Genomic DNA, 25,420 nt, shown 5'->3' with positions numbered 1-25,420 from the left:
ATGCCGGTACTGGTGATCACGGGCACGGGAACCGAGGTCGGCAAGACGGTGGTGACGGCCGCGGTCGCCGCGACGGCGCTGGCGGCCGGACGGTCGGTGGCCGTGCTGAAGGCGGCGCAGACCGGGGTGCGGCCGGACGAACCCGGGGACGCCGAGGAGGTCGCGCGGCTCGCCGGGGCCGTCACGACCGCCGAACTCGCCAGGTATCCGGACCCGTTGGCACCCGCCACGGCCGCCCGGCGGGCGGGCCGGACCGCGGTGCGTCCGCACGAGGTGGCCGAGACCGCCGCCAAGCTGGCCACCGAGCACGACCTGGTGCTCGTGGAGGGCGCGGGCGGGCTGCTCGTCCGGTTCGACGAGGACGGCGGGACGCTGGCGGACGCGGCGGCGCTGTTGTCGGCGCCGGTGCTCGTGGTGGCGGCGGCGGGTCTCGGCACCCTGAACGTCACGGAGCTGACGACCCGTGAACTGCGTTCGCGCGGGCTCGGTCCGGCGGGCGTGGTGATCGGCAGCTGGCCCGCCGAGGCCGATCTGGCCGCGCGCTGCAACGTACGGGACCTGCCGGAGGTGACGGGGGTGCCGCTGCTGGGCGCGGTTCCGGCCGGCGCGGCAGGCCTGCCCCCGGCCGGCTTCCGCGCGTCGGCGCCACGCTGGCTGGCGCCGCGGCTGGACGGCACATGGGACGCGGCGGCGTTCCGGGGACGGGAGGCCGGCTGACCTCCCGCACGGCGCGTGGGTCCCGGGCCCGAGGGGCCCGTGGCCCCCGGCCCGGTGCGAGGAGTGCGAAGGCTTCTCGTGGGGGACAATCGCGGTAGGGTCCCCGGCCCGGGGACTCGTCCTGCGGGAGACGGCGGTCCTCATGCCCCGCCCCGGTTCCCGGGTTCGTCCAGGCAGGGAGGTGCCCCCATGGCGGCCGGCTCCGCGAAGACGGCGCGGGATCCCGTGCACCACCCCCTGTTCGCCCGCTGCTACGCGCGGGCCAGTGTGGCCGCGGAGACCCGCGTGGGCATGGCCGCGGTCCGGCGGAGGCTGCTCGGCGGGCTGTCCGGGCGGGTGATCGAGGTCGGCGCGGGCAACGGCCTCAACTTCGCGCACTATCCGGGCACCGTCTCGGAGGTGGTCGCGATCGAACCGGAGCGGGTGCTGCGCGGTCTGGCCGTGGAGGCCGCTCTGCGCGCCCGTGTCCCGGTGGATGTCGCGCCGGGTGCGGCGGAGGCGCTGCCGGTCAAGAGCGAGGCGTTCGACGCCGCGGTCGTCTCCCTGGTGCTGTGCAGTGTGCGGGACGTGCCGCGGGCGCTCGCGGAGCTCAGGCGGGTGCTGCGGCCGGGCGGCGAGGTGCGGTTCTTCGAGCACGGGCGGGGCGGTGGCCGGGTCATGCGGTTCACCCAGCGCGCCCTGGACCGGACGGTGTGGCCGCCGCTGGCCGGTGGCTGCCACGTGGCGCGGGAACCGGTCGGCGCTCTGCGGGAGGCGGGGTTCGAACTCGGCCCGTACCGGCGCACGCTGATGCCGGAGAACGGGCCGAAGCTGCCGACGTCGTACTGCGTGCTGGGCACCGCCTGGCGGCCCGCGCGCGACACGGCGGACGATCCGGCGACGGGGCCCGGCTGACCACTGGCCCGAGCCGCTCACTCGCTCCCTCGGCGCAGCTCGGTGGCGACGTCGTCCACGGAGGCCTCGCCCTTCTCGACCGGCCGGGACGGATCGCGGACCTGTACCGGCGCGGTGACGGCCTCGAGCCCGCCGGCGACGGGGCAGGCGTACGCCACGGTGGCGACGAGAGCGCCTCGTCGGCTGCATGAGGTCGGCGGCGGCCTCCACGAAGGCGCGGCGGCCTCACCGGCGTCCTGCCGGACCGGTTGCCCGATGGAGCGGTTGACGCTCGCCCCGCGGGCCAGGACGCGTTCCCGCGCCGCTCGGGCGGCGCCCTCGTCCACGCGTACGTGCGGATGAGTCTCGGCTCTGCCTCGAAGCCGGCCCCATGGCACCGGCACCGGCCACCCCACCTCCGGCCCCGTCGCCCGGCTCCCGCCCGGGAAGCAGGGCGGTGCCCCTTACACCGGAATGGCGCGCCCTTGCACTTACGGGGGATATTCGGTGTGGGACGGATCACACTATCGTCGGGCGCGACAAGCACGACCGGCACGGCCCGAAGCCCACACGGAGGAGACGGTCTTGTCCACACCCGCTGCGGAGCACACCCCCGGCCTCACGTCGGCCGACTCGATCGCGGCCCGCGCCCGCGGTCTGACGAAGGCGTACGGATCCGGCGAGACGACCGTGCTCGCCCTGGACGCGGTGGACGTGGACATTGCGCGCGGCCGGTTCACGGCGGTGATGGGACCGTCGGGGTCGGGAAAGTCGACGCTGATGCACTGTCTGGCCGGGCTCGACACCGTTTCGGCCGGCCAGGTGTGGCTCGGCGACACCGAGATCACGGGGCTGAAGGACCGGGAGCTGACACGTCTGCGCCGGGACCGGATCGGTTTCATGTTCCAGTCGTTCAACCTCATCCCGACGCTGAACGCGCTGGAGAACATCACGCTCCCCATGGACATCGCGGGCCGGAAGCCCGACGAGAAGTGGCTGGACCAGGTCATCGACACGCTGGGCCTGCGGGACCGGCTCGGGCACCGGCCGGCGCAGCTGTCCGGCGGCCAGCAGCAGCGCGTGGCGTGTGCGCGGGCGCTGGCCTCCCGGCCCGAGCTGATCTTCGCGGACGAGCCGACCGGCAATCTCGACTCGCGCGCGGGGCTGGAGGTGCTCGGTTTTCTGCGCGAGGCCGTGGACCGGCTGAACCAGACCGTGGTGATGGTCTCCCACGACCCCGGCGCCGCCGCCCACTCCGATCTGGTGCTGTTCCTGGCCGACGGGCGGATCGTCGACGAGATGGAGCGACCCACGGCACAGGCGGTACTCGACCGGATGAAGCGATTCGACGTGATCCGGGCCCAGTCCGTCGACGGCATCCCGACTCCGGGCCGCATTTCCGGCCTCACCCCGGACCTCACCCCAGAACCGGCTTCCGGCCTCGCCCCCGGCCCGGCTTCCCACCGGGCCCCGGACCCCGTTCCCGGAGCAGGCCCCGCCACCGGGGATGCCGTGCGGTCCGACGAACCGGCCCCCCGCAAGGACTGAGACCGTGCTGAAGGCGACGCTCAGGAGCTTCCTCGCCCACAAGGGACGACTGCTGCTGTCCGCGCTGGCCGTCGTCCTGTCCGTGGCGTTCGTCGCCGGCAGTCTGATCTTCTCCGACACCGTCGCCCGTACCTTCGACCGGCTCTTCGCCTCCACCTCCGCCGACGTGACCGTGGCGCCCCCGAAGGACCTGGAAGCGGCCGTGCCCACCGGCCAGGTCCGGACCGTGCCGGCCTCGCTCGCCGAGCGGCTGGCCGGGATCGAGGGGGTCGGATCCGCCCGCCCGGACGTCAGGGCCGGGAACATCACGGTCGTCGACAGCGACAACCAGCCGGTGGGGCCGACGACCGGCACACCGACGCGCGCGGTGGGCTGGTCCGCCGACGAACGCAGTGTCGTGGAGCTGGCCTCCGGCCGCACCCCGCGCGGTGCCGGGGAGGCCGTGCTGGACGCGGACACCGCCGACGCCGAGGACCTGGCGATCGGCGACACCCTGTCGGTGCAGGCGCAGCCGGGCACCTTCCGCGTCGAGATCGTCGGGATCGCCGCCTTCACCACCCCCAACCCGGGCGCGGCCCTCGTCTTCCTCGATCCCGAGGTCGCCGCCGTCGAGCTGCTGGGCTCGGCGGACCGGGCCACGAGCATCGCCGTCGAGGCGGCGCCGGGCGTGACCGCCGAGGAGGTCGACCACCGTGTCACCGAGGCGCTCGGCGCCGGCGCCTACCGGGTGGAGACGGCCGACGAGCAGGCCGCGACGGCCACCGACGAGCTGGGCGAGTTCCTCGACGTGATCAAGTACGTGATGCTCGGCTTCGCCGGGATCGCCGTGCTGGTCGGCGTCTTCCTGATCGTCAACACTTTCTCGATGCTGATCGCGCAGCGCACCCGCGAGCTGGGGCTGCTGCGCGCGCTCGGCGCCGACCGGCGGCAGGTGCGCCGGTCCGTGCTCACCGAGGCGTTGCTGCTCGGCCTGTTCGGCTCGACGCTGGGCATGGCGGCCGGTATCGGATTCGCCTACGGGCTGATCCGGCTGATGAGCGTCTTCGGCATGAACCTGAACACCACGGAGATGGTCATCGGGTGGGTCACACCCGTCACGGCGTATGCGGTCGGGGTCGGAGTCACCTTCGTGGCGGCGTACCTTCCGGCCCGCCGCGCGGCGGAGGTCTCCCCGATGGCCGCCCTCGCCGACGCCGAGGTCGCCGGGGTGGGCCGGCCGTTGCGGACCCGCGCGGTGGTGGGTTCCGTCGTCGGGGCGCTCGGCGCCGTTTCCCTGGTGGGCTGCGCCGTCTCGACCGGGACGGGGCCGGCGGCGGTCCTGCTGGGGCTGGGCGTCGTGCTGACCCTGATCGCGACGGTCGTCGCCGGTCCGTTGCTGGTGCGGCCGGTGATCCGGGTGCTGGGCGGGGCCTTCCCCACCTTGTTCGGGCCGGTGGGCCGGATGAGCCAGCGCAACGCCCTGCGCAATCCCCGCCGTACGGGTGCCACCGCCGCCGCGCTGATGGTGGGACTCGCCCTGGTCGGCGGCATGTCGGTGGCCAGCGCCTCCATGTCCCGCTCCTTCGACGAGCAGATCGACAGGACGCTGGGCGCCGACTTCGTCGTCCAGAACGCCAACTTCCTTCCGTTCTCCCAGGAGGTCACCGACCAGGTGCGGGACACGGAGGGCGTGGGCGTCGTCGTACGGCAGCGGTTCGCGCCGGTGGCGGTGCGGCTGCCGGACGGGGAGCGGATCGAGACGACCGCCGCCGGGTACGACGACCGGGTCGACGACGTCGCCCGGATCACCTACGCGAGCGGCGACACGGCGTCGGCGCTGGCCGACGGCGGCATCGCCATGGACGCCGGCTTCGCCGCGGACCACGGCGTGCGGAAGGGCAGCACGGTCCCTGTCGAGTTCCCGGGCGGGCAGCGCACCGGGCTGACCGTGGGCGCCCTCACCGACATGGAGAGCGGCGAGGGCTTCGGCGTGCGGGGCGGGCTGTTCCTCGGTATCGCGGCGGTCGAGAAGTACGTGCCCGGCGGGCAGGACTCCGCGCTGTACGTGAACGCCGCCGACGGCACGAGCGCGGATGAGCTCCGTGACCGGCTGAAGACGACGCTCGACCCGTATCCGCAGGTCCAGGCACGCGACCAGGCCGACTACAAGGACCTCGTGCATGATCAGATCGCGGTCCTGCTGTACCTCGTCTACGCCCTCCTGGGGCTGGCGATCATCATCGCGGTGCTCGGCGTGGTCAACACCCTGGCGCTCTCGGTGGTGGAACGCACCCGGGAGATCGGGCTGCTGCGGGCCATCGGGCTCAGCCGGCGCCAACTGCGGCGGATGATCCGGCTGGAGGCGGTGGTGATCGCGGTGTTCGGCGCGGTACTGGGCCTCGCGCTGGGGCTGGTGTGGGGCGTCTGCATACACCAGGTACTGGCACTGCAGGGCATGACCGCGCTCGCGATCCCCTGGGGCACCGTCGTGGCGGTCGTCATCGGTGCGGCGGTGGTCGGCATCGCGGCGGCGCTCCTGCCGGCCCTGCGCGCGTCGCGGATGAACGTCCTGGAGGCGATCGCGCACGAGTGACACGCCCGGGCGGGCTCTTCGGTCGTGGAGGGCTCCTCGGACGCGCGGGCCGGAACGGGGGCGTACGGGCCGGGCGTCCGTGCGGGGCAAGGGCCGGAGTACGGACGGGTGACGCGTCCGGATCGTGGAATCGACTGTCGCGGGCCGGGCCGCGTGCTGGGATCTGCGCATGACCGAGCTGCGTATACGGGCCGCGGCGCCCGAGGATCTCGACACCGTGCTGGCCTTCTGGAAGGTCGCCGCCGAGGGCACGAGCATCAGCGACGACCGGGAGGGAGTGGAGCGGCTGGTCGCCCGCGACCCCGGGGCGCTGATCCTCGCCGAGAAGGGCGCGGAGCCGGTCGGCACCGTGATCGCCGGCTTCGACGGCTGGCGCTGCCACCTGTACCGCCTCGCGGTGCACCCGGACCACCGCAGGCAGGGCATCGCCTCGGCGCTGCTGGCCGCCGCCGAGGAGCGGTTCGCGAGCCTCGGCGGGCGCCGCGCGGACGCCATGGTGCTGCGGCGCAACGAGACCGCGCACCGCGCGTGGGGCGCCGCCGGGTACGCGCCCGAGGAACACTGGCGACGCTGGGTCAAGCCGCTGCCGGGCGGCGCTCCGGACGACAGGCCCTGAGCGGGCGGACGGCGGATGACCTCACCGGAGACCTTTGCTGGTCCTTTACTCTGGGAGGGTAACCCGGTCCTTCATGAAAGGTTGTGTGCGTCCGCCCATGGGCGAGCCCCCCAGTAGAACGCGGCATCGAAGTACCCGACGTCGCCGCACATCACATCGCATACTCGTTCGCTTCTCGTTCGGCCGTGGGGCGGGGGTGGCCCGGTGACCGAGGTGCTCCTTCTCCTGGTGGCGATCCTGCTCTCCCTCGCGTGCGGCGCGTTCGTCGCGGCCGAGTTCTCCCTCACCACGGTCGAGCGGTCCGACCTGGAGCGGGCGGCGGAGCGCGGCGAGCGCGGCGCCCCCGGCGCGCTCAGGGCCGTACGGAACCTGACCTTCCAGCTCTCCGGTGCGCAGCTCGGCATCACGGTCACCAACCTGGTGGTCGGCATGCTCGCCGAGCCGTCGATCGCCGCGCTGATCTCCGGCCCGCTGAAGAGCGTCGGGGTCCCCGAGTCGGTGGCGAGCTCCCTGGCACTGGTGCTCGGCACGGCACTGTCGACCGTCTTCCTGATGGTGGTCGGCGAACTGGTGCCCAAGAACTGGGCGATCTCGTCGCCGCTGGCCGTCGCCAAGAACGTGGGCAACGCGCAGCGCTGGTTCAGTGCCGCCTTCCGCCCCTTCATCTCGCACCTGAACAACACGGCCAACCGCATAGTGCGCCGCTTCGGTGTGGAGCCCGCCGAAGAGCTGGCCTCCGCGCGCGGCCCCCAGGAGCTGGCGGCGCTGGCCCGGCACTCCGCCAAGGAGGGCGCCCTGGAGGCCGACACGGCGGAGCTGTTCGTCCGCACCCTGAACCTCGCCGATCTCACCGCGGAGAACGTGATGACCCCGCGCGTCCAGGTCGTCGCGCTGGAGGTCCAGGCAACCTGCGAGGACGTGGCGAACGCGACCCGGGCGACGGGCCTGTCCCGGTTCCCGGTGTACCGCGGCACCCTCGACTCGGTGGTCGGCACCGCGCACATCAAGGACGTACTGGCGGTGCCCGCCGAGCGCCGGACCCGGGTTTCCGTGTCGGAGATGATGCGCGAGCCGCTGCTGGTCCCGGAATCGCTCACCGTCGACCGGCTGCTGGACCGGCTCTCCGGCCGGCGCACCATGGCCGTGGTGATCGACGAGTACGGCGGTACGGCGGGCGTGGCCACGCTGGAGGACATCGTCGAGGAGGTCGTCGGAGAGGTCCGCGACGAGCACGACCCGCACGAGACCCCCGACCTGGCCCGGACGGGTTCGGACGAGGAGGGGCACGACCTGTTCTCGGCCGACGGCTCCGCGCGCGTGGACCAGCTCGCGCGGGTCGGTCTGCGCGTGCCGGACGGGCCGTACGAGACCCTGGCCGGGCTCGTGGCCGCCGAGCTGGGCCGGATCCCCGCCGTCGGCGACACCCTGGAGGTCGCCGGCTGGCGGATGGAGGTGCTGGACGCCACGGGCCGCCGCGCGGCACGCGTGCTGCTGCACGCGCCGCTCTCCGACGCGCACCCCCAGGACGCGCCGGACGAAAGGCCGGGCGCCGAGCCGGACGGCGGGACGGACCACAGGAGGCACGGCACGACGCGTGAGAAGGGGGCCCGGCGATGATTGCCGTACAACTGTTGATCGGTCTGGCGACGCTGGTCGTCAACGCCTTCTTCGTGGGTGCCGAGTTCGCGCTGATCTCGGTGCGCCGCAGCCAGATCGAGCCGTACGCCGAGCAGGGCGACCGGCGCGCCAAGAACGTGCTGTGGGGCCTGGAGCACGTGTCCGCCCTGATGGCGGCCGCGCAGCTCGGCATCACGCTGTGCACCCTGGTCCTCGGTGTGGTCGCGGAGCCGGCCATCGCGCACCTGCTGGAACCGGCGTTCCACTCGATGGGCGTGCCGGCCGGCGCGGGGCACGTGGTGTCCTTCGTGATCGCCCTGTCGCTCGCGACGTACCTGCACATGCTGCTGGGCGAGATGGTGCCGAAGAACATCGCCCTCGCGGAGCCCGTGCGCAGCGCGCTGCTGCTCGGTCCGCCGCTGGTGGCGCTGTCCCGGGCGCTGCGCCCGGTGATCTTCACGGTCAACGCCTTCGCCAACACGCTGCTTCGGCTGCTGCGGGTCGAGGTGCGCGACGAGGTCGTGGCGACCTTCTCCGACGCGGAGCTGGCGCAGATGGTGAAGGACTCCGGTGAGGCGGGTCTGATCGACGACCGCGCGCAGGAGCGCCTGAACGACGTGCTGGAACTCGGCCGCCGGCCGGTGCGGGACGTGGTGCTGCCGCTGGAGAGCGTGGTCTACGCGCGCGTGGGCGTCACTCCCGAGGGGCTGGAGGAGCTCTCGGCCGAGTCCGGGTACTCCCGCTTCCCGGTGGTGGACGAGGGCCGGCGGATCGTCGGCTACCTGCACGTGAAGGACGCCCTCAACGCCTCTCCGCGCGACATGCCGTTCCTGCTGCGGGACATGCGTTCCATCGCACGGGTGCGGGAGAGCACGCCGATGGACGACGTCCTCACCGCGATGCGCGGCAGCCGTACGCACCTGGCGGCCGTGCTCGGGGCGGACGGGCGGCTGGCGGGGCTGGTGACGATGGAGGACGTGCTGCAGAAGCTGTTCGGCCAGCGGGTCTGAGCGGTCCCCGGCCGGAGAACCCGGCGGGCCCGGCCGGGGACGGGCGGGCCCGCCGGGGCCGGAGCACGGGGGCCGGCGGTCCTGGAGCAGGGAAGGAGCCGACCGACCGGCGGGTATGTGCACGGGATATCATCTCTGTCGCCATGCAGACGAACCCCACTCACACCAGCCTGGTCGCGGTCGGCGACTCCTTCACCGAGGGCATGTCGGACCTGCTGCCCGACGGCACGTACCGGGGGTGGGCCGACGTCCTCGCCTCGCGGATGGCGGCCGTCGCCCCCGGGTTCCGGTACGCCAATCTCGCGGTGCGCGGCAAACTGATCCGGCAGATCGTCGACGAGCAGGTGGCCACGGCGGCGGCCATGCGGGCCGACGTGGTCACCCTGGTCGGCGGACTGAACGACACGCTGCGGCCCAAGTGCGACATGGTCATGGTGCGGGACCTGCTGACCGAGGCGGTGGAGCGGCTGGCCCCGCACTGCGGGCAACTGGTGCTGATGCGCAGCCCGGCCCGCCAGGGTCCCGTGCAGGAGCGGTTCCGGCCGCGCATGGAGGCGCTGTTCACCTGTGTCGACGAGCTGGCCGAACGGCACGGCGCGCTGGTCGTCGACCTGTACGGGGCGCCTTCGCTCGGCGATCGGCGGCTGTGGGACGTGGACCGGCTGCACCTGACGGCCGACGGGCACCGCAGGGTCGCGGAGGCGGTGTGGCAGGCACTGGGCTACCCGCCCGAGGATCCCGAGTGGCAACTGCCCCCGCCGGCCTCACTGCCGCCGGGCTGGACGGCGCGGCGCACCGCGGACGCCCGGTTCGCCCGGCAGCACCTGCTGCCGTGGATCGGCCGCCGCCTCACCGGCCGCTCCTCGGGCGACGGCCGCCCGCCCAAGCGCCCCGAACTGCTGCCGTACGACGTGCGGTGACGGCGGGAGACCGCCGCTCCGCCTCGTAGCTTCCTCCGAATCACCCGTGGCGGCGACACCTGCACGAAAGCGTCACGGACGCTCCTGTGGTCCGCGGGGGCCCCGGGCGTCGGTCGAGGACGCCATCGAACGGATTCGGCCCGGAGAAGAAGCCGGGCCCGATCCCGAGACGCGCACGGGGTGTCACCGATGCCGTCACGTGGCCGTCGCCGACTGATCCTTTCCACAGGTTCCGGCAGGAACCCCCGATGACCCGCGGCAGGCGGAGAGTCTGCGAAGCCGACGCGAGCGAGAAGCCGGGCAGGGCGGACGGGGTTCCTCGTGACCGGTCCCCAGGATCTGTGCCGGAGCCGAGGAACGACAGCGGCCCTGGGACGGCCAGCCCGCAGCCGGCCGGTCGGGAAGCGCGCTCGGTCACAGCCCGGTGGCCTGCCAGAGGGGCACGGCCGCGGTGGCGGCGAGCCCGACGTTGAGTGCGGAGGAAACAGACATGAGCTTGTTCCGTCGCGGGTCCGAGCCCATGCTGGTCGACGAGCAGGGCGCCCCATTGCCGAGGGCCTGGGCGAGGTCGGCCATCAGATCCTTCCGGCAGCGGGTACGAGTTCGCCGTCACCGGGGACGTGCGCAAGGCCCGCTGTCCGAGTCGGTTCTGTTCCCGTCGTGGACGGCCCGTCTCGCCACCCGCACGGGGCTGGTGCGAGGGATGTGTCACTCGGAGACCTTCGGCAGGGCACGAAAGTGGGTCTTGGCGGCCGTCAGCCTCTCGTATGTCCCGCGGGCCTGGTCGAGAGGGAAGACCTCGATCATGGGGTGGGCGTCGGTGAGGATGCTGTTCACAGCAGCACGAGCGACCATCATGCCGCGTTGCTCGACAGCCGCGCGACGGCGCGGACCCGACCGACCGCACTCGACATCCCGTACACCCCGCACACCAGCTCCGACCAGGGCGGACGAGGTTGTCGACAAACGCACCGCCGTGGTCTGCGATGAGGCTCGCACCACCCTGGACAGAGACGCGCACAACCCCCGCGTCATCTGACGTCCGTCCTGCTTCCGGCCACTCTTCGGTGCGGCGGACGGCATGCGGCGAGAGGTCGGGGTCGCAGCCAGTGGACGCGAGATGGCTCACAGAGGACGGCTGGTCGGACGACCGCCGGAAGGGGCTGCGTGCCTGTCCACCCGGCATGTGGATGCATTCCGCGACTGAACCCATACCGCCCGTACAGGTGCCAAGTACACCTATCGCCGCTTCTCCGGACCGCCCGACAGCGCCGCCGCGCGGATCCCGTCCCCGTCCCCGTCCCCGTCGAAAGGTAGGCGAGCGACGTTTTGTCGACTGCCCCAGTCGCCGCTCCCACAGCCGGCACTTCCACAGCCGCCGTGTCCAAGTCCTCGTCCATGTCGCAGGAGACCGGAACCGCACAGGCGCCCACCGTCACCGACCCCGCGCTCGTCCGGCGTGCCGTGAAGGCCGCCGCCCTGGGCAACGCGATGGAATGGTTCGACTTCGGTGTCTACAGCTACCTCGCGGTCACGCTGGGCAAGGTCTTCTTCCCTTCGGGCAACCCCACCGCCCAGCTGCTCGCCACGTTCGGCGCCTTCGCCGCGGCCTTCCTGGTCCGCCCGCTGGGAGGCATGGTCTTCGGTCCGCTCGGAGACCGCGTGGGGCGGCAGAAGGTCCTTGCCTTCACCATGATCATGATGGCGGTGGGCACCTTCGCGATCGGCCTGATCCCCTCCTACGCCACGATCGGCGTCGGCGCCCCGATCCTGCTGCTGGCGGCGCGTCTGGTGCAGGGCTTCTCCACCGGCGGCGAGTACGCCGGCGCCTCGACCTTCATCGCCGAGTACGCACCGGACCGACGCCGGGGTTTCCTGGGCAGCTGGCTGGAGTTCGGCACGCTGGCCGGGTACATCGGCGGCGCCGGCCTGGTCACGCTGATGACCGCGCTGCTCTCCTCCGAGGACCTGCTCTCCTGGGGCTGGCGCCTGCCGTTCCTCATCGCGGGCCCGATGGGCGTCATCGGCCTCTACCTGCGCATGCGCCTGGAGGAAACCCCGGCGTTCGCGGCCGAGCTCGAGAAGGCGGAGACCGACCGCCCGAAGGTACCGCTGCGCGAGATGATCACCGGCCAGTGGCGGGCGCTGCTGCTGTGCGTGGGCCTGGTGCTGGTCTTCAACGTCACCGACTACATGTTGCTGTCGTACATGCCGACCTACCTCACCGGTGAACTCGGATACGACGCGACGCACGGTCTGCTCGTCGTGCTCGGCGTGATGGCGCTGATGATGATCGTCCAGCCCTTCGCCGGCGCGCTGACCGACCGGGTCGGCCGCCGCCCGGTGATCGCGGCCGGCTGTGCGGGTTTCCTGCTGCTGTCCATACCGGCCCTGCTGCTGATCCGCGAGGGCAGCCTGCTCGCGGTGGCGGTCGGGACGGGCGCCCTGGGGCTGCTGCTGGTCTGCTTCACCGCCACGATGCCCGCCACCCTCCCGGCGCTGTTCCCGACGCGGGTGCGCTACGGCTCCCTGTCCATCGGCTTCAACGTCTCGGTGTCGGTGTTCGGCGGGACCACCCCGCTGGTGGTCACGGCGCTGATCGGCGCGACCGACGATGTGATGATGCCCGCCTACTACATGATGGCGGCGGCCGTGATCGGCGGGTTCACGGTGTGGCGCATGGCCGAGTCGGCGGGGCGCCCGCTGCCGGGTTCGCCGCCGTCCCTGGAGGCCGGGGAGCAGCGGCCCACGCAGGCCGCGGCGCGTTGAGGAGCGCCCTGAGCGGGGAGCCGAGTGGTTCTGTCGTGGTCAGCGGTACTGGTCCACCAGGAAAACGGGTCACCCGGTACCGCTGCCGAAAGGCAGGGGCGCATGGGCGAGTCGCAGTTCCGGAGGCCGTTGCATGACGGCGATTCGTCCGGAACGCCGGGCCGGCCCGGCGCCGGGCGGACGTCCTGGTTCGGGCAGGAGGCGAACGCAGCGCGGGCACGGTCCCGGTGATCATGTGAGTGTCGAAGTCCCATGCCCACGTGGCGGGTCCGTGCCTGCTCCCGCAGCTTCCCTCCTCCCCACCGCGCCGGCCTCCCTGGCCCGGACCTCCGCACCGGCTCCACTGCCGGACGCGGTCCGTCCGTCCGGTTTCCTGGAGCTGGTCCCCGACCCGCTGACCGGCTCGGTGTCCGTCCCACATCCCCGCACCCTGCGCCGTCTCCTCGTCCAGTTCGACGGCGCCACCCCGGGCCAGGCGATGAACCGGTGGAGCGCCCAGGTCGGGAAGCGTCCGACCTGGGCTTTCCGGACCGCACGGACGGGTCGGAGGCTTCTTGGACGCCGGGTAGACTCCGTGCACGTGACTGCTGCGCCCGCCAAGCCCCGTATCCCGAACGTCCTCGCCGGACGCTACGCCTCCGCCGAGCTCGCCACGCTCTGGTCGCCCGAGCAGAAGGTGAGGCTGGAGCGGCAGCTCTGGCTCGCCGTGCTGCGGGCGCAGAAGGACCTCGGTGTCGAGGTGCCGGACGCGGCGATCGCCGACTACGAGCGGGTCCTCGACCAGGTCGACCTGGCCTCCGTCGCGGAGCGCGAGAAGGTGACCCGGCACGACGTGAAGGCGCGGATCGAGGAGTTCAACGACCTCGCCGGGCACGAGCACGTGCACAAGGGGATGACCTCCCGCGACCTCACCGAGAACGTGGAGCAGCTGCAGGTCCGGCTGTCGCTGGAGCTGATGCGCGACCGTACGGTGGCGGTGCTGGCCCGGCTCGGCAGGCTGGCCGGCGAGTACGGCGAGCTGGTCATGGCCGGCCGCTCGCACAATGTGGCGGCCCAGGCCACCACGCTCGGCAAGCGCTTCGCCACCGCCGCCGACGAGCTCCTCGTCGCGTACGGCCGGCTGGAGGAGCTGCTGGGCCGTTATCCGCTGCGGGGCATCAAGGGCCCGGTCGGTACGGCGCAGGACATGCTGGACCTGCTGGGCGGCGACGCGGACCGGCTCGCGGAGCTGGAGCGGCGGATCGCCGGGCACCTGGGGTTCGCCGAGGCGTTCACCTCGGTCGGCCAGGTCTACCCGCGGTCGCTGGACTACGAGGTGGTGACCGCGCTGGTGCAGCTGGCGGCGGCGCCGTCGTCGCTGGCGAAGACGGTCCGGCTGATGGCCGGGCACGAGCTGGTCACCGAGGGCTTCAAGCCGGGCCAGGTCGGCTCGTCCGCGATGCCGCACAAGATGAACACCCGTTCCTGTGAGCGCGTCAACGGCCTGATGGTGATCCTGCGCGGTTACGCCTCGATGACCGGGGAGCTGGCGGGCGACCAGTGGAACGAGGGCGACGTGTCCTGCTCGGTGGTGCGCCGGGTGGCGCTTCCCGACGCGTTCTTCGCGCTCGACGGTCTGCTGGAGACGTTCCTGACGGTGCTCGACGAGTTCGGCGCGTTCCCGGCGGTCGTCTCCCGGGAGCTGGACCGCTATCTGCCGTTCCTGGCCACCACCAAGGTGCTGATGGGCGCGGTGCGCGCGGGTGTCGGCCGTGAGGTCGCGCACGAGGCGATCAAGGAGAACGCCGTCGCCACGGCCCTCGCGATGCGTGAGCAGGGCGCCGAGCGCAACGACCTGCTCGACAAGCTCGCGGCCGACGAGCGGATCCCCCTCGACAGGTCCGAGCTGGACGCGCTGATGGCGGACAAGCTGTCGTTCACGGGGGCCGCGAGCGCCCAGGTCGCCGCCGTCGTGGGCCGTGTCGACGCGATCGTCAAGCAGCACCCGGAGGCCGCCGCCTACACCCCCGGGGCGATTCTCTGACCCGCACCCCGGCCCTGTCCTCAAAACCCCCATGGGGTCCTGAGGACGGGGCCGGGCGCTGCGGCACGGGTCAGATCATGTCCCGGCCGTTGCGGCGGGCTTCGAGCCACTCGCGGAAGAACCCACGGCTGATCACGAACAGGATGACGGCCACGACGACGGGCCACATCAGGACGTAGACGCTCAGGGCGACGGTCACGGTGCCTCCTCTTGTCTCACTTGGTGTGTGCGGCGGGCTCGAGGTCGCCCGCGTCCGGGGAGCCTCCGGGGCGCTGGGCCCGGCCGGGGGCAGGGGGTGCCTCCCCCTGCCCGTCGGCGGTCGCCGCGGCGCTGCCGTCGTCGAAGTTGCCGGTGCGTTCCGCGATGACGGAGAAGTCGAAGCCTTCTTCCTGCCGTACGGACATGGCCCAGCAGATGACGGTGCTCACCGAGTAGGCGACGAGCGAACCGCACAGTGTCGCGTACTCGTGCAGGGATCCGATGGCGAACGGCGCGGAGACCAGCACGGCCAGCACACCGACGGTCTTCGCCGCCCTGGCGCCCAGGAAGCCGAAGACCATCAGGCCGAGGACGACACCGATGCCGAGGACCGCCAGCACGTCCACGACGATGCCGAAAGCGCCGTCCACGGGGATCCAGCTGAAGCGCACAGGCAGGAAGACCGCGAGCGCCACGAGCACCGAGGTGGTGAACGCCTTGTTCGTGACCTTCTCCCAGTAGAAGCTGGCCAGCACCGGGAAGACCAGCGCGCCCCACAGCGCGCCGACGAAGACCAGCAGGTCGAGGATGCTCAGCCGGAGACTGGCGAACGTGACGCCCAGCGCGGTGGCCACCACCATGGTGATCCGGCCGACCAGCAACATCGTCTTCGGGTCGGCCTTCTCCTTGCCGACACCCTGGCCGTAGACGTCGGCCATCGTGATCGACGAGAGGGCGGCGAGGTCCGCGTCGGCGGTGGAGGACAGCGCGCCGACGATCATGATGAAGAACAGGGCCAGCAGCGCGGGCGGCAGGTACTCGGCGGCCATCTCGGGGATGAGGTTGTTGAGGTCGCCACCGGACGGCTCGAAGCCCAGGTAGAGGGCGAGCACGCCGAGCATGCCGATACCGATCACCATGGCGCCGTACCCGATGGTCGCGGTGATGAAGGTCGGCTTGATCAGGCTCTCCTTCACCGCGAAAAGACGCTGGGCGATGGTCTGGTTGCCGATCGCGTAGGCCAGCACCGCGGCGATGTAGGGGGCGCCCTGCCCCATGAAGGCTTCGCTGGAGAAGAAGTTCCCCTGCTGCGGGGTCAGGTTGTCCGCACCGGTCTCGAACGCCGCGGGGAAGCCGGCCGCGAAGAAGATGAACGGGACGATCACGGCCACGGCACCGAGCATCGCGACGACCTGCACGAAGTCGGTCATGACGGAGGCGCGGAACCCGGACCACAGCGTGTAGAGCAGAACACCCGCGGCGACGCAGACGACGCCCTGGATGAAGTTGAACGGTGACAGGAGCGAGATCAGCACGCCGCCGGCGATGAAGTTGGACATCAGGCTGATGAGGCTGCCGACGACGTTGGAGCCCGCGAGCATCAACTGGCTGGAGCGGCCGTGGCGGGCGTACATGACCTCCGCCAGGGTGTGCGCCTTGGGGGCGACCTTACGGATGCGCTTGCCGAAGGGGTAGATGAAAAGGATCATCAGGGCGCCCCAGAGCCCGTAGTGGATGGGGCCCGAGATGCCGTAGGTGTAACCCGACGTGGCGGACGCGTACATCGAGGAGGCCCAGATCCATGTCGCCGTCATGCTGGCGGCCGAGATGCCGAATCCGACGTTGTTGCCGGCCGTCATGTACCCGTCGGCGTTCTCCTCCCTCTTGCCGATACGGGTCGAGATCAGAAAGGTCCCCCCATAGAAGAGGACCAGCAAGCCAACGACAACCATGGCGCTGAACTGGGCTGTATCCGTTTCGCCCGACACACGCCACCTCCTTCGACTCATCGAGCCCGGCGTCAGCGACCGCACCGAAGACTCGCCCAGGACATGCCAACCGCATCCATGCGCCGGAGACCCGGGGATGCACTCCATCACGCCGCCCGGCGCGTCGTCGCTGAAGACGGGGCGCTCACAAAACAGCGGGCCCCTTTGGGCCCGCAAACCGGTCTCAGGGCATCGGCTTCTGCCGACGGTGGCACCCTTCGGCCCTACCGGAGATCCACGGAGAGCTGCCCCGCAGCTACACGAGGCAGACAACTGATGTTTACACTGCAACACCCATCCTGTCCAACTTCGTTATTCCCACATCAGGATCTTTGCAGCTCTCTCTTTACAAGTCGCAACTGCGACGGAGCACCCGACTTGCCTGGAAATGCCTGTCTGGCGGTGTCAGGGTGTACGCAAGGAAGCCGGTCCCGCGAAGCCACCGCCCGACGGGCCGTGCTCCGCCGGGAGGAGGCGGAGCACGGCCCGTCGATGGGGGGCGATGTGCTGTGCAATGCTCATGGAGCCGGTGACTCACCGCCCCTGGAACGTGACGGCGCGTCGGCACCCTGTCCGTCAGGCGTCCTGGCGGCGCAGTCTCCAGGCCCCCGCCAGCAGCGCCGCGGCGGCCCACACCGCGGTCACTCCGAGTCCGGACCAGGAGCCGAGCGGCCCGTCGTACGTCTGCTGGAGGATCACCTGTCCGGCCCGGTCGGGCATGAACTCGACGGCCGTGCCGGCCGCGTCCCCGATCACGAACGACACGATCAGGATGAACGGGATCAGCAGGGACAGCGTCATCACGCCGCTGCGCAGCAGGGTCGCGAGTCCGGCCGCGAACAGGGCCATCAGCATGAGGTAGATGCCGCAGCCCACGACCGCGCGCGCCTGCTCGCCCGTGGTGAGCCCGTCCGCCGCCGGGCCCAGCGTCGCCCTCGTCGAGAAGAGCGAGGCCAGGGCGGTCAGCAGGCCGACGGCGAGCGCCGGCAGGGCGATGGCGGTCATCTTGGCCGCGAACCAGTGCCCGCGCTGTGGGACGGCAGCCAGCGACAGTCTCAGCGCACCGTTGCGGAACTCGGCCGACACCGCCATGGCACCGAAGGAGATCGCGGCGATCTGCCCCACGTACACCCCGGTCTGGGTGGTGAACAGCAGGTCGAATTCCGATCCCGACGTGTCCGACGCACCGGTGAGCGCGGAGAACGCCGTGGTCGTCACGAACACCGCCACCAGCGCGCCCAGAAGCGAGCGGAGCGTGCGGATCTTCAGCCACTCGGCGTGGAGTACGGGTGCGAACTGCATGGTCAGGCCTCCTGGGGCGAAGCGGTGAACTCGGTCTCGGCTGCCGTGAGGTCCAGGTAGGCCTGTTCCAGCGTGCCCTCGTCCGCCGCGAGTTCGAGGATCGGTACGCCCGCGGCGGAGACGAGGAGTCCGATGTCGTCCACGCGCGCGTGCGGCACGGTCCAGTGCCCGTCCTGCTGCTCGACGGCCTCGTGGCCGTGCGGGGCGAGCGCGCTCTTCAGCGCGACGGGGTCCGAGGTGCGGATACGGACGGCGGGCCGCACGCGCGACTCGATGAACGCGCGCATCGGGGTGTCCGCCAGCAGCCGGCCCCGGCCGAGGACGACGAGGTGGTCGGCGAAGGACGCCGTCTCGTTCATCAGATGGCTGGAGACCAGCACGGTGCGCCCCTCGTCCGCGAGCCGGCGCAGCAACTGCCGCACCCACACGATCCCTTCCGGGTCGAGCCCGTTGGAGGGCTCGTCGAGCATGACCACCTCCGGGTCGCCGAGCAGCGCGGCGGCGATGCCCAGCCGCTGGCGCATGCCCAGGGAGTACGTCCGTACCCTGCGCGTGGCCGCCGAGGCCAGGCCGGTATCCTCCAGCACCTCGTCGACCCGGCGGTCCGGGATGCGGTTGCCCGCGGCCAGGACACGCAGGTGGTCACGACCGGTGCGGGAGTCGTGCGCGGCCTGCGCGTCCAGCAGGGCGCCGACGCGGCGCAGCGGTTCGCGCAGCGTGGCGTAGGCGCGTCCACCGATGGTGGCGGAGCCGGACGTCGGGCGGTCGAGGCCGAGCAGCAGCCGCATGGTGGTGGATTTTCCGGCGCCGTTGGGGCCGAGAAAACCGGTGACACGGCCGGGCGGGACGTGGAAGGTGAGATGGTCGACGGCGCGCCGGCTGCCGTACTCCTTGGTCAGGTCGTGGACGTGGATGCTGGTCATGTGCGCCAGCGTGGCCGCAGGCAGGGTACCCGCGCCTCCCCCGGAAGGGGAGATCGTCTCCCCCCTGCGGGGGAGGTCCGTTGCCGGTGGGAATGCCACGATGTCCCGCATGGTCCGCATGCTGCGTCCGTTCACCCGGGCGGTGACGTACACCCGGTGGCTGCATCTGTTCGTCGCCTGCGTGTGGCCGACCGTCTGGGGTCTCATCGACAGCTCGCGCATGTACGTGGCGGTGGTGGTCCTGGCACTCGCCGGGCTGGTGCCCGCGATGCGGACGATCGAGGGGATGCAGGCCGATGTGCTGCTCCTCGGCAAACGCCCCGGCGTGGACCTCCCCCGCGACCGCGGGAGCGCGGGGAACCCCGAAGACCCCGGCGCCGCGGGAAGCGCGCGCTCCACGGAGATCGTCTCGACGCCGGCCGCGAGCTGGAACGACCGCGGGCGGACCGTCCTGTGGCTCCAGTGCCGCCTGTTCCTCGGCACCGCGGTCGCCATCCTGACCATTCACCTCCCCATGCTCGCCACGGACCTGGCGGCGACGGCCCGTGGCGGCACACCGGACCCCTCGACGTTCGTCCAGGTCCCCGGGCAGCACTGGTGGCACGCGCTGCTGGTTCCCCTGCCGATCCTCCTGCTCGCCGGGTTGGTCGTCGGGGCGGGCAGGCTCATCACCGTGCTCGCCCTGCGGCTGCTGGGCCCCTCCCCCGCCGAGCGCCTCGCCGTGCTGGAGAGCCGTACCGAGAAGCTTCTGGAACGGACCCGCATCGCCCGCGAGCTGCACGACACCATCGGTCACGCCCTGACGATCGCCGTGGTTCAGGCCGGCGCCGCGCGGGCCGCGGACGACCCCGCCTTCACCGACCGGGCACTGGAAGCCATCGAGGAGACCGGCCGGACCGCTCTGGAGGACCTGGACCGGGTTCTCGGCATCCTGCGCGAGCCGGAGAGGCCCGTGAGCAGCCGGCCGACGCTCGTGGACGCCGACCGCCTGCTGGAGTCCGCCCGTGCCTCCGGGGTGAAGCTCGACGCCGAGGTGACCGGCCCCCTGGACACCGTGCCGGGCCCGGTCTCACGCGAGGGGTACCGCATCCTCCAGGAGTCCCTGACCAACGCGCTGCGGCACGCGGGGCCGGTTCCGGTGCGGGCGAGGGTGTGCGTCGCCGACGGCACACTGCTGCTGGAGATCCGCAATCCGCTGGCCGAGGGGGTGCCGGGCCCCGGCCGCGGCAGCGGGCTGCGCGGCATACGCGAGCGCGCCGCTCTGCTGGGCGGCCGGGCGCGGACCGGCCCGGACGAGGGCGACTGGCGAGTCCGGGTCGAGCTGCCGCTGGGCTGAACAGGGGCGTGCGGGCCGCACAGGGGCGTGCTGACCTAGGCTGACCGGATGCCGATCACCGTTCTGCTCGTCGACGACGAACCCCTCGTACGTGCGGGTCTGCGGGCCGTGTTGGAGGCGCAGCCGGACATCGAGGTGGTCGGGGAGGCGGCCGACGGGGCGGCGGTGATCCCGCTGGTACGGCGACTGCGGCCGGATGTGGTCGCCATGGACGTGCGCATGCCGCTCATGGACGGCATCGAGGCCACCCGCGCCGTGCTGCGGACGGTCGAGGACCCGCCGAAGATCATCGTGGTGACGACGTTCGAGCAGGACGAGTACGTGTACGAGGCGCTGCGCGTGGGTGCCGACGGGTTCTTACTGAAGCGGGCGCGGCCCGCCGAGATCGTGCACGCGGTGCGGCTGGTCGCCGAGGGCGAGTCGCTGCTGTTCCCCGTATCGGTCCGGCAGTTGGCCGCGGAGTACGGCGAGAGCGGCGGCAACCGTGCGGCACGGGCCGTGCTGGACCGGGCGGGGCTGACCGGGCGGGAGGCGGAAGTGCTGCGGCTGATGGCGCGGGGTCTGTCGAACGCGGAGATCGCCGGCCGGCTGGTGGTGGGGGTGGAGACGGTGAAGTCGCATGTGAGCGCCGTGCTGGCGAAGTTGGGGGCGCGGGACCGTACGCAGGCGGTGATCACGGCGTACGAGTCGGGGTTCGTGGCGCCCGGGTGAGGCGGGCCCGTCGGAGCCGGGCCACGTGACGGGACGCGTGGGACGGATCGCGTGAGCGGCCGGGGCGGGACGCGGCGGGTTCCGGTCGTGGTCCGGGGTGGTCGTGCCCGGTGGTCGCCGGGGCCCGCCGCGCCGAGTACGATCCGCCCCACACGCGCACGAGCGGGGAGGACGGACGGTGAGTCGGCTGACCGGCGGGGATCCCTCGCTGTTGCGGAGGATCAACTCCGCGGTGGTACTGCACGCGCTGCGGGCCACCGACTGTGCCACGCTGACCGAGGTCACGAGGGTGACGGGGCTGTCCCGGCCCACCGTCGAGGGCGTCGTGGAGGGGCTGATCGAGGCGGGCCTCGTCGTGGAGAAGGCGGCCGAGGAGGGGGCGGCGCGGCGCCAGGGGCGACCGGCCCGGAGGTTCCGCTTCCGGGCGGAGGCCGGGCATCTGCTGGGCCTGGAGATCGGGCCGCACCGGGTGGCGGCGCTGCTGGCCGACCTGGACGGCCGGGTGATCGGCGCCCAGGCCAAGGACATCGGGGAGACGGCCGATGCCGACGAGCGGCTGGAACGGCTGCGCGCCGCCGTCGCCGAGCTGCTGCGCCGGGCCGGGGTGCCGCGCGACGCGCTGCGGGCCGTGGGCGTGGGGACGCCCGGGATCGTCGAGGCGGACGGCACCGTACGGCTGGGCACGGCGCTGCCCGGGTGGACGGGACTGGGTCTGGGCGAGCGGCTGAGACGGTCCTTCACGTGCCCGGTGCTGGTGGAGAACGACGCCAACGCGGCGGTCGTGGCCGAGCATTGGAAGGGCGTCGCCACCGGGACCGACGACGTGGTGTTCGTGCTGGCCGGGCTGAGTCCCGGCGCCGGTTCACTGATCGGGGGCCGGCTGCACCGGGGGTACGGCGGGGCGGCCGGCGAGATCGGCGCGCTGCATCTGCTGGGGCGCGAGGCGACTCCCGAGAAGCTGCTGTCCACCACGGACGAGCCGCTGCATCCGCTCGACGAGCAGGCGGTGGCCGAGGTCTTCGCCCGGGCCCGCGAGGGCGACACACGGGCCCTCGCGGCCATGGACCGCTTCATTCAGCGGCTGGTGCACGACGTGGCGGCGCTGGTGCTGGCCCTCGACCCGGAACTCGTCGTGATCGGCGGCTGGGCGGCCGGGCTGGACGGCGTGCTGGAGCCGTTGCGGCGCGAACTGGCCCGCTACTGTCTGCGCCCGCCGAGGGTCGCCCTGTCCCTCCTCGGGGAGGCGGCGGTGGCGACGGGCGCGGTGCGGCTCGCCCTGGACCATGTGGAGGAGCAGCTCTTCGCGGTGGAGGGCACGGTGACGGCCCGTCGGTAGGCGGCGCACCGCTCGCGCGGCGCCCCGCGTCTCCGCGTGCCCGACCCCGGCGGCGGTCGGCGTGCCCCGCCGGTCTGCTCAGCCCGCCCGCAGCGCACACCCCGTCGGTCGCGTACGTCCCGCCCGCGACGGACGGCGCCCCCGAGGGCCGGTGTTCAGGAGGCGTGGCGCTCGGGACCGTGGTGGATCTCCACGCCTCCGAAGTCGCCGAAGGTCAGCCGGCAGGTGTCCGCACGGTAGGTGGCGACGGACAGCGCGGCGACGCGGCCCCGGGCGATGAAGGAGGTGGTGACGACGAGGACGGGCGCGCCCGGCAGGCGGTCCAGCTCCTTGGCGTCGTCCGCGCGGGCCGAGCCGAGCTCCACCGCGTTCTCGTGCCGCTCCAGTTCCAGGTGCTGCAGCTCGCGCAGGACCGCACGCGCGCGGGCCACGCCCGACGGGGTGTCGATGGCGGAGAGGTCGGGCACCGAGGAAGCGGGGATGTACAGCAGCTCGGCGGCAACGGGCTGGCCCTGCGAGACCCGGGACCGCCGTACGGTGTGCACGGGTTCCTCCCGGCCGGTCACCAGGGTCTTGGCGACGCTCGCGGGCGGCACTTCGAGCGTGCAGTCAACGGCCTGCCAGGCGTCGTCGGGTCCGCCGGGCCAGGCGTGCTGTGCCGCGCCCACGGACACGCCCATGCGCGGCGGGGCCACCGTGGTGCCGACGCCCCGGCGTCGCTGCAGCCTGCCTTCCAGCTCCAGCTGCTCCAGTGCCTGGCGGAGCGTGGCCCGGGCGACGCCGAAGCGGGCAGCCAGATCGCGCTCGTTGGGCAGGATCTCGCCCACCGAGAACTCCGAGTCCAGGGCCTCGCTGAGCACGGTCCTGAGATGCCAGTACTTCGGTTCCGGCACCGTTTCCAACTGCGTGGTCCCCACCCTGTCCTCCGCGTCCGTCGGGTCCGGTGGCGTTTTAGCGCCCTTGTTTATTAAAGGTTGTTTCACTTCTCTGCGACCATAGGGCGGCCCTCACCCTTGGTCAATACCAATCGGACAGGGCGACGGGGCCCGCGCCGGTCGGCGCGGGCCCCGTGCGCGGGTGGACGGTTCCTACCCGGCAGCCCCCAGCGAGCGCAACTTGTCGGGGTTGCGGATGATGTAGACCGTCTGGACCCGCCCGTCGACGACGTCCAGTTGGAAGACGGCGTCGGGCCTGCCGCCGGCGAGGACCAGTACCGCAGGGCCGCCGTTGAGCTCCAGGACACGGACCGAGAAGTCCTGGATTCCCTTACGGGTGATACCGGTGAGGAAGCGGCCCACCTTGTCGGCGCTCTCCAGGACGCGCAGCGGGGCACGCGACTTGCCACCGCTGTCGCCGACGAGCCGTACGTCGGGGGCGAGCAGCTTCATGAGCCCTTCCAGATCGCCGCCGGCCGCCGCCGCCAGGAACCGCTCGGTCAGATCGCGGCGCCGGGCGGGGTCGACGTCGTAGCGCGGGCGGCGCTCCTCGACGTGCTTGCGGGCCCGCGCGGCGAGCTGGCGCACCGCCGGTTCACCGCGGTCGAGCATGGCGGCGATGCCGGAGTAGGGGTAGCCGAACGCCTCCCGCAGGACGAACACCGCGCGCTCCAGCGGAGACAGCGACTCCATGACGACCAGGACGGCGAGCGAGACCGAGTCGGTGAGCACCACCTGCTCGGCGGTGTCCGGGGCGGTGTCGCCGAAGTCGGTGAGGTAGGGCTCGGGCAGCCACGGGCCGACGTACGTCTCGCCCCGTGCCTTGATCTGACGCAGCCGGTCGATGGCGAGGCGGGTGGTGACGCGCACCAGGTAGGCGCGTGGCTCGCGGACCTCGGACCGGTCGCCGCCCGCCCAGCGCAGCCACGCCTCCTGGACCACGTCCTCGGCGTCGGCCACCCGGCCGAGCATGCGGTAGGCCACCCCCAGAAGGACGGGGCGGTGTTCCTCGAAGGCGTCGGTCACGGTGTCGGTGCTCACCCCTCCATCCCAGCCGACCCGTGCGGGCGTGTCCAGGCGGATTCGGCGCGTCGCGGAACCGGGACGCCGCGGGCAGGCCCCGGCCCTCCGGGGGCTACCCGTCGGTAGCGATTGCTGACAAGCTGTCTACGATGTCGGGCGACGTCGACGTCGGTGTCCCACCGGGCGTCCCGGGCACCGCGTGTCCTCCGGCACCGCGAACCCGGACACCCCGAGTCCCAGACGAGGAGCACCCCATGTCCGCGACCGTCTCCTTCGAGGTCACCTCTCCGCACGGCCCGCAGACCGTGACCCTCTCCTACGCGCGCACGGGTCACGGCGAACCGCTGCTCCTGCTGCACGGCATCGGCCACCACCGCCAGGCCTGGGACCCGGTGGTGGACATCCTCGCCACCGAGCGCGAGGTGATCGCCGTGGACCTCCCCGGTTTCGGTGCCTCCCCGGCGCTGCCGGGCGGCCTCGTCCACGACCTGCCCACCATGAACGCCGCCCTCACCGCCCTGTGCGGGAAGCTGGAGCTCGACCGGCCCCATGTCGCGGGCAACTCGCTCGGCGGTCTGCTGGCCCTGGAGCTCGGCCGCGAGAAGCTCGTACGGTCCGTCACCGCCCTGTCCCCGGCCGGGTTCTGGACCCCGGCGGAGCGGCGGTACGCCTTCGGTGTGCTGATCGGAATGCGGCGGATCGCGGAGCGCATGCCGCTGTCCCTGGTCGAACGGCTCGCCCGTTCGGCGGCCGGACGCGCGGCGCTGACCAGCACCATCTACGCCCGGCCGGGCCGCCGTTCGCCCGAGGCGGTGATCGCCGAGACGCTCGCGCTCGCCGGTGCCGCCGGCTTCGCCGAGACCCTCCGGGCGGGCACCGCCGTGCGGTTCACCGACGACGTGCCCGGCATCCCGGTCACTGTCGCCTGGGGCGCCCGCGACCGGCTGCTCGTCCCCCGTCAGGGGGTCCGCGCCAAGCGGACGATCCCCGGGGCGCGGCTGATCCGGCTCCCCGGCTGCGGTCACGTCCCGATGAACGACGATCCCGCCCTGGTCGCCCGCGTCCTCCTCGACGGCAGCCGCTGAACGGGGCCGCGCGGACCTGCGCGATGCGGCGCGACGGGACGTGACCCGGCCGGCGTGAGCGGCCGGACACGGCGCGACGGGACGTGACGCGAAGGGAGGCGACGGAGTGCACCGGAATGCGGTGAGCAGCACCGGCG

Annotated in this window: 23 protein-coding genes and 1 pseudogene; 14 read left to right on the top strand and 10 right to left on the bottom strand. The window is 72.4% G+C overall.

What is annotated here, in order from left to right; genetic code table 11:
• Both bioD and ACIF80_RS12445 read left to right on the top strand, forming a co-directional pair.
• The gene (gene bioD, locus ACIF80_RS12450) at window positions 1–717 is read left to right on the top strand and encodes a dethiobiotin synthase (RefSeq protein ID WP_399802908.1); all 717 of its coding nucleotides are present in this window, start codon (window positions 1–3) and stop codon (window positions 715–717) included.
• 189 nt (window positions 718–906) lie between these two features.
• Complete coding sequence (locus ACIF80_RS12445; protein WP_399802905.1) at window positions 907–1,611, top strand: class I SAM-dependent methyltransferase; 705 nt, start codon at window positions 907–909, stop codon at window positions 1,609–1,611.
• Between the two features lie 17 nt (window positions 1,612–1,628).
• Here ACIF80_RS12445 and ACIF80_RS12440 read toward each other — a convergent pair whose 3' ends face one another.
• A complete protein-coding gene (locus ACIF80_RS12440) occupies window positions 1,629–1,769 on the bottom strand; it encodes a hypothetical protein (protein ID WP_399802902.1) in 141 nt (46 codons plus the stop codon).
• A 25-nt stretch (window positions 1,770–1,794) separates the two neighbouring features.
• Window positions 1,795–1,988 (bottom strand): annotated as a pseudogene (locus ACIF80_RS12435) (hypothetical protein); the annotation flags it as partial.
• 187 nt (window positions 1,989–2,175) lie between these two features.
• On the opposite strand from ACIF80_RS12435, the gene ACIF80_RS12430 reads away from it, so the two are divergent.
• The 6 genes from ACIF80_RS12430 to ACIF80_RS12405 all read left to right on the top strand — a co-directional run bounded on the left by ACIF80_RS12430 (window position 2,176) and on the right by ACIF80_RS12405 (window position 9,873).
• The gene (locus tag ACIF80_RS12430) at window positions 2,176–3,138 is read left to right on the top strand and encodes an ABC transporter ATP-binding protein (RefSeq protein ID WP_399802900.1); all 963 of its coding nucleotides are present in this window, start codon (window positions 2,176–2,178) and stop codon (window positions 3,136–3,138) included.
• A 4-nt stretch (window positions 3,139–3,142) separates the two neighbouring features.
• A complete protein-coding gene (locus tag ACIF80_RS12425; RefSeq protein ID WP_399802898.1) occupies window positions 3,143–5,710 on the top strand; it encodes an FtsX-like permease family protein in 2,568 nt (855 codons plus the stop codon).
• 169 nt (window positions 5,711–5,879) lie between these two features.
• Complete coding sequence (locus ACIF80_RS12420) at window positions 5,880–6,326, top strand: GNAT family N-acetyltransferase (protein WP_399802895.1); 447 nt, start codon at window positions 5,880–5,882, stop codon at window positions 6,324–6,326.
• Between the two features lie 204 nt (window positions 6,327–6,530).
• On the top strand, window positions 6,531–7,943 hold the full coding sequence (locus ACIF80_RS12415) for a hemolysin family protein (RefSeq protein ID WP_399802893.1): 1,413 nt from the start codon (window positions 6,531–6,533) through the stop codon (window positions 7,941–7,943).
• Window positions 7,940–8,953 carry a hemolysin family protein gene (locus ACIF80_RS12410; RefSeq protein WP_399802891.1) on the top strand — a complete coding sequence of 338 codons (1,014 nt, stop codon included), beginning with the start codon at window positions 7,940–7,942 and terminating at the stop codon, window positions 8,951–8,953. The genes ACIF80_RS12415 and ACIF80_RS12410 overlap by 4 nt, the downstream gene beginning before the upstream one ends.
• Before the next feature lie 143 nt (window positions 8,954–9,096).
• The gene (locus ACIF80_RS12405) at window positions 9,097–9,873 is read left to right on the top strand and encodes an SGNH/GDSL hydrolase family protein (protein ID WP_399802888.1); all 777 of its coding nucleotides are present in this window, start codon (window positions 9,097–9,099) and stop codon (window positions 9,871–9,873) included.
• Window positions 9,874–10,287: 414 nt separating this feature from the next.
• Here the strand turns inward: ACIF80_RS12405 and ACIF80_RS12400 are convergent, their stop codons facing one another.
• Together ACIF80_RS12400 and ACIF80_RS12395 are read right to left on the bottom strand one after the other, a co-directional pair.
• On the bottom strand, window positions 10,288–10,449 hold the full coding sequence (locus ACIF80_RS12400; protein WP_399802885.1) for a hypothetical protein: 162 nt from the start codon (window positions 10,447–10,449) through the stop codon (window positions 10,288–10,290).
• A 132-nt stretch (window positions 10,450–10,581) separates the two neighbouring features.
• Window positions 10,582–10,731, bottom strand: a complete 150-nt coding sequence (locus ACIF80_RS12395) for a hypothetical protein (protein WP_399802882.1) — start codon at window positions 10,729–10,731, stop codon at window positions 10,582–10,584.
• 471 nt (window positions 10,732–11,202) lie between these two features.
• Between ACIF80_RS12395 and proP the strand changes: the two genes are divergently transcribed.
• Both proP and purB read left to right on the top strand, forming a co-directional pair.
• On the top strand, window positions 11,203–12,642 hold the full coding sequence (proP, locus tag ACIF80_RS12390; RefSeq protein ID WP_399802879.1) for a glycine betaine/L-proline transporter ProP: 1,440 nt from the start codon (window positions 11,203–11,205) through the stop codon (window positions 12,640–12,642).
• Window positions 12,643–13,222: 580 nt separating this feature from the next.
• Window positions 13,223–14,665, top strand: coding sequence for an adenylosuccinate lyase (purB, locus tag ACIF80_RS12385; RefSeq protein ID WP_399802877.1), 1,443 nt, complete (start codon window positions 13,223–13,225; stop codon window positions 14,663–14,665).
• 70 nt (window positions 14,666–14,735) lie between these two features.
• On the opposite strand, the gene ACIF80_RS12380 is transcribed toward purB, so the two are convergent.
• The 4 genes from ACIF80_RS12380 to ACIF80_RS12365 form a co-directional block, all read right to left on the bottom strand.
• The gene (locus ACIF80_RS12380; protein ID WP_399802875.1) at window positions 14,736–14,864 is read right to left on the bottom strand and encodes a putative transporter small subunit; all 129 of its coding nucleotides are present in this window, start codon (window positions 14,862–14,864) and stop codon (window positions 14,736–14,738) included.
• Between the two features lie 16 nt (window positions 14,865–14,880).
• Window positions 14,881–16,596, bottom strand: coding sequence for a sodium:solute symporter family protein (locus ACIF80_RS12375; protein WP_399802873.1), 1,716 nt, complete (start codon window positions 16,594–16,596; stop codon window positions 14,881–14,883).
• A gap of 612 nt (window positions 16,597–17,208) precedes the next feature.
• The gene (locus ACIF80_RS12370; protein ID WP_399802871.1) at window positions 17,209–17,934 is read right to left on the bottom strand and encodes an ABC transporter permease; all 726 of its coding nucleotides are present in this window, start codon (window positions 17,932–17,934) and stop codon (window positions 17,209–17,211) included.
• 2 nt (window positions 17,935–17,936) lie between these two features.
• Entirely contained in the window at window positions 17,937–18,857 is a 921-nt protein-coding gene (locus ACIF80_RS12365; RefSeq protein WP_399802869.1) for an ABC transporter ATP-binding protein, read from the bottom strand.
• 109 nt (window positions 18,858–18,966) lie between these two features.
• Between ACIF80_RS12365 and ACIF80_RS12360 the strand changes: the two genes are divergently transcribed.
• The 3 genes from ACIF80_RS12360 to ACIF80_RS12350 all read left to right on the top strand — a co-directional run bounded on the left by ACIF80_RS12360 (window position 18,967) and on the right by ACIF80_RS12350 (window position 22,240).
• Entirely contained in the window at window positions 18,967–20,193 is a 1,227-nt protein-coding gene (locus ACIF80_RS12360; RefSeq protein WP_399802866.1) for a sensor histidine kinase, read from the top strand.
• 48 nt (window positions 20,194–20,241) lie between these two features.
• A complete protein-coding gene (locus ACIF80_RS12355) occupies window positions 20,242–20,904 on the top strand; it encodes a response regulator (RefSeq protein ID WP_399802864.1) in 663 nt (220 codons plus the stop codon).
• A 178-nt stretch (window positions 20,905–21,082) separates the two neighbouring features.
• Window positions 21,083–22,240 carry an ROK family transcriptional regulator gene (locus ACIF80_RS12350; RefSeq protein ID WP_399802862.1) on the top strand — a complete coding sequence of 386 codons (1,158 nt, stop codon included), beginning with the start codon at window positions 21,083–21,085 and terminating at the stop codon, window positions 22,238–22,240.
• 155 nt (window positions 22,241–22,395) lie between these two features.
• On the opposite strand, the gene ACIF80_RS12345 is transcribed toward ACIF80_RS12350, so the two are convergent.
• Together ACIF80_RS12345 and ACIF80_RS12340 are read right to left on the bottom strand one after the other, a co-directional pair.
• Complete coding sequence (locus tag ACIF80_RS12345; protein WP_399802859.1) at window positions 22,396–23,157, bottom strand: GntR family transcriptional regulator; 762 nt, start codon at window positions 23,155–23,157, stop codon at window positions 22,396–22,398.
• A 171-nt stretch (window positions 23,158–23,328) separates the two neighbouring features.
• Entirely contained in the window at window positions 23,329–24,216 is an 888-nt protein-coding gene (locus ACIF80_RS12340; protein WP_399802857.1) for an RNA polymerase sigma-70 factor, read from the bottom strand.
• 236 nt (window positions 24,217–24,452) lie between these two features.
• Here ACIF80_RS12340 and ACIF80_RS12335 point away from each other — a divergent pair, with 236 nt between their 5' ends.
• Window positions 24,453–25,283 carry an alpha/beta fold hydrolase gene (locus tag ACIF80_RS12335; protein WP_399802855.1) on the top strand — a complete coding sequence of 277 codons (831 nt, stop codon included), beginning with the start codon at window positions 24,453–24,455 and terminating at the stop codon, window positions 25,281–25,283.
• Window positions 25,284–25,420 lie beyond the last annotated feature (137 nt).

The organism is Streptomyces sp. NPDC085927 (assembly GCF_044540975.1).
Lineage (GTDB): Bacteria > Actinomycetota > Actinomycetes > Streptomycetales > Streptomycetaceae > Streptomyces > Streptomyces hirsutus.
The sequence above is the reverse complement of the archived record's forward strand: the minus strand, read 5'-3'. Positions and strand labels throughout refer to the sequence as shown.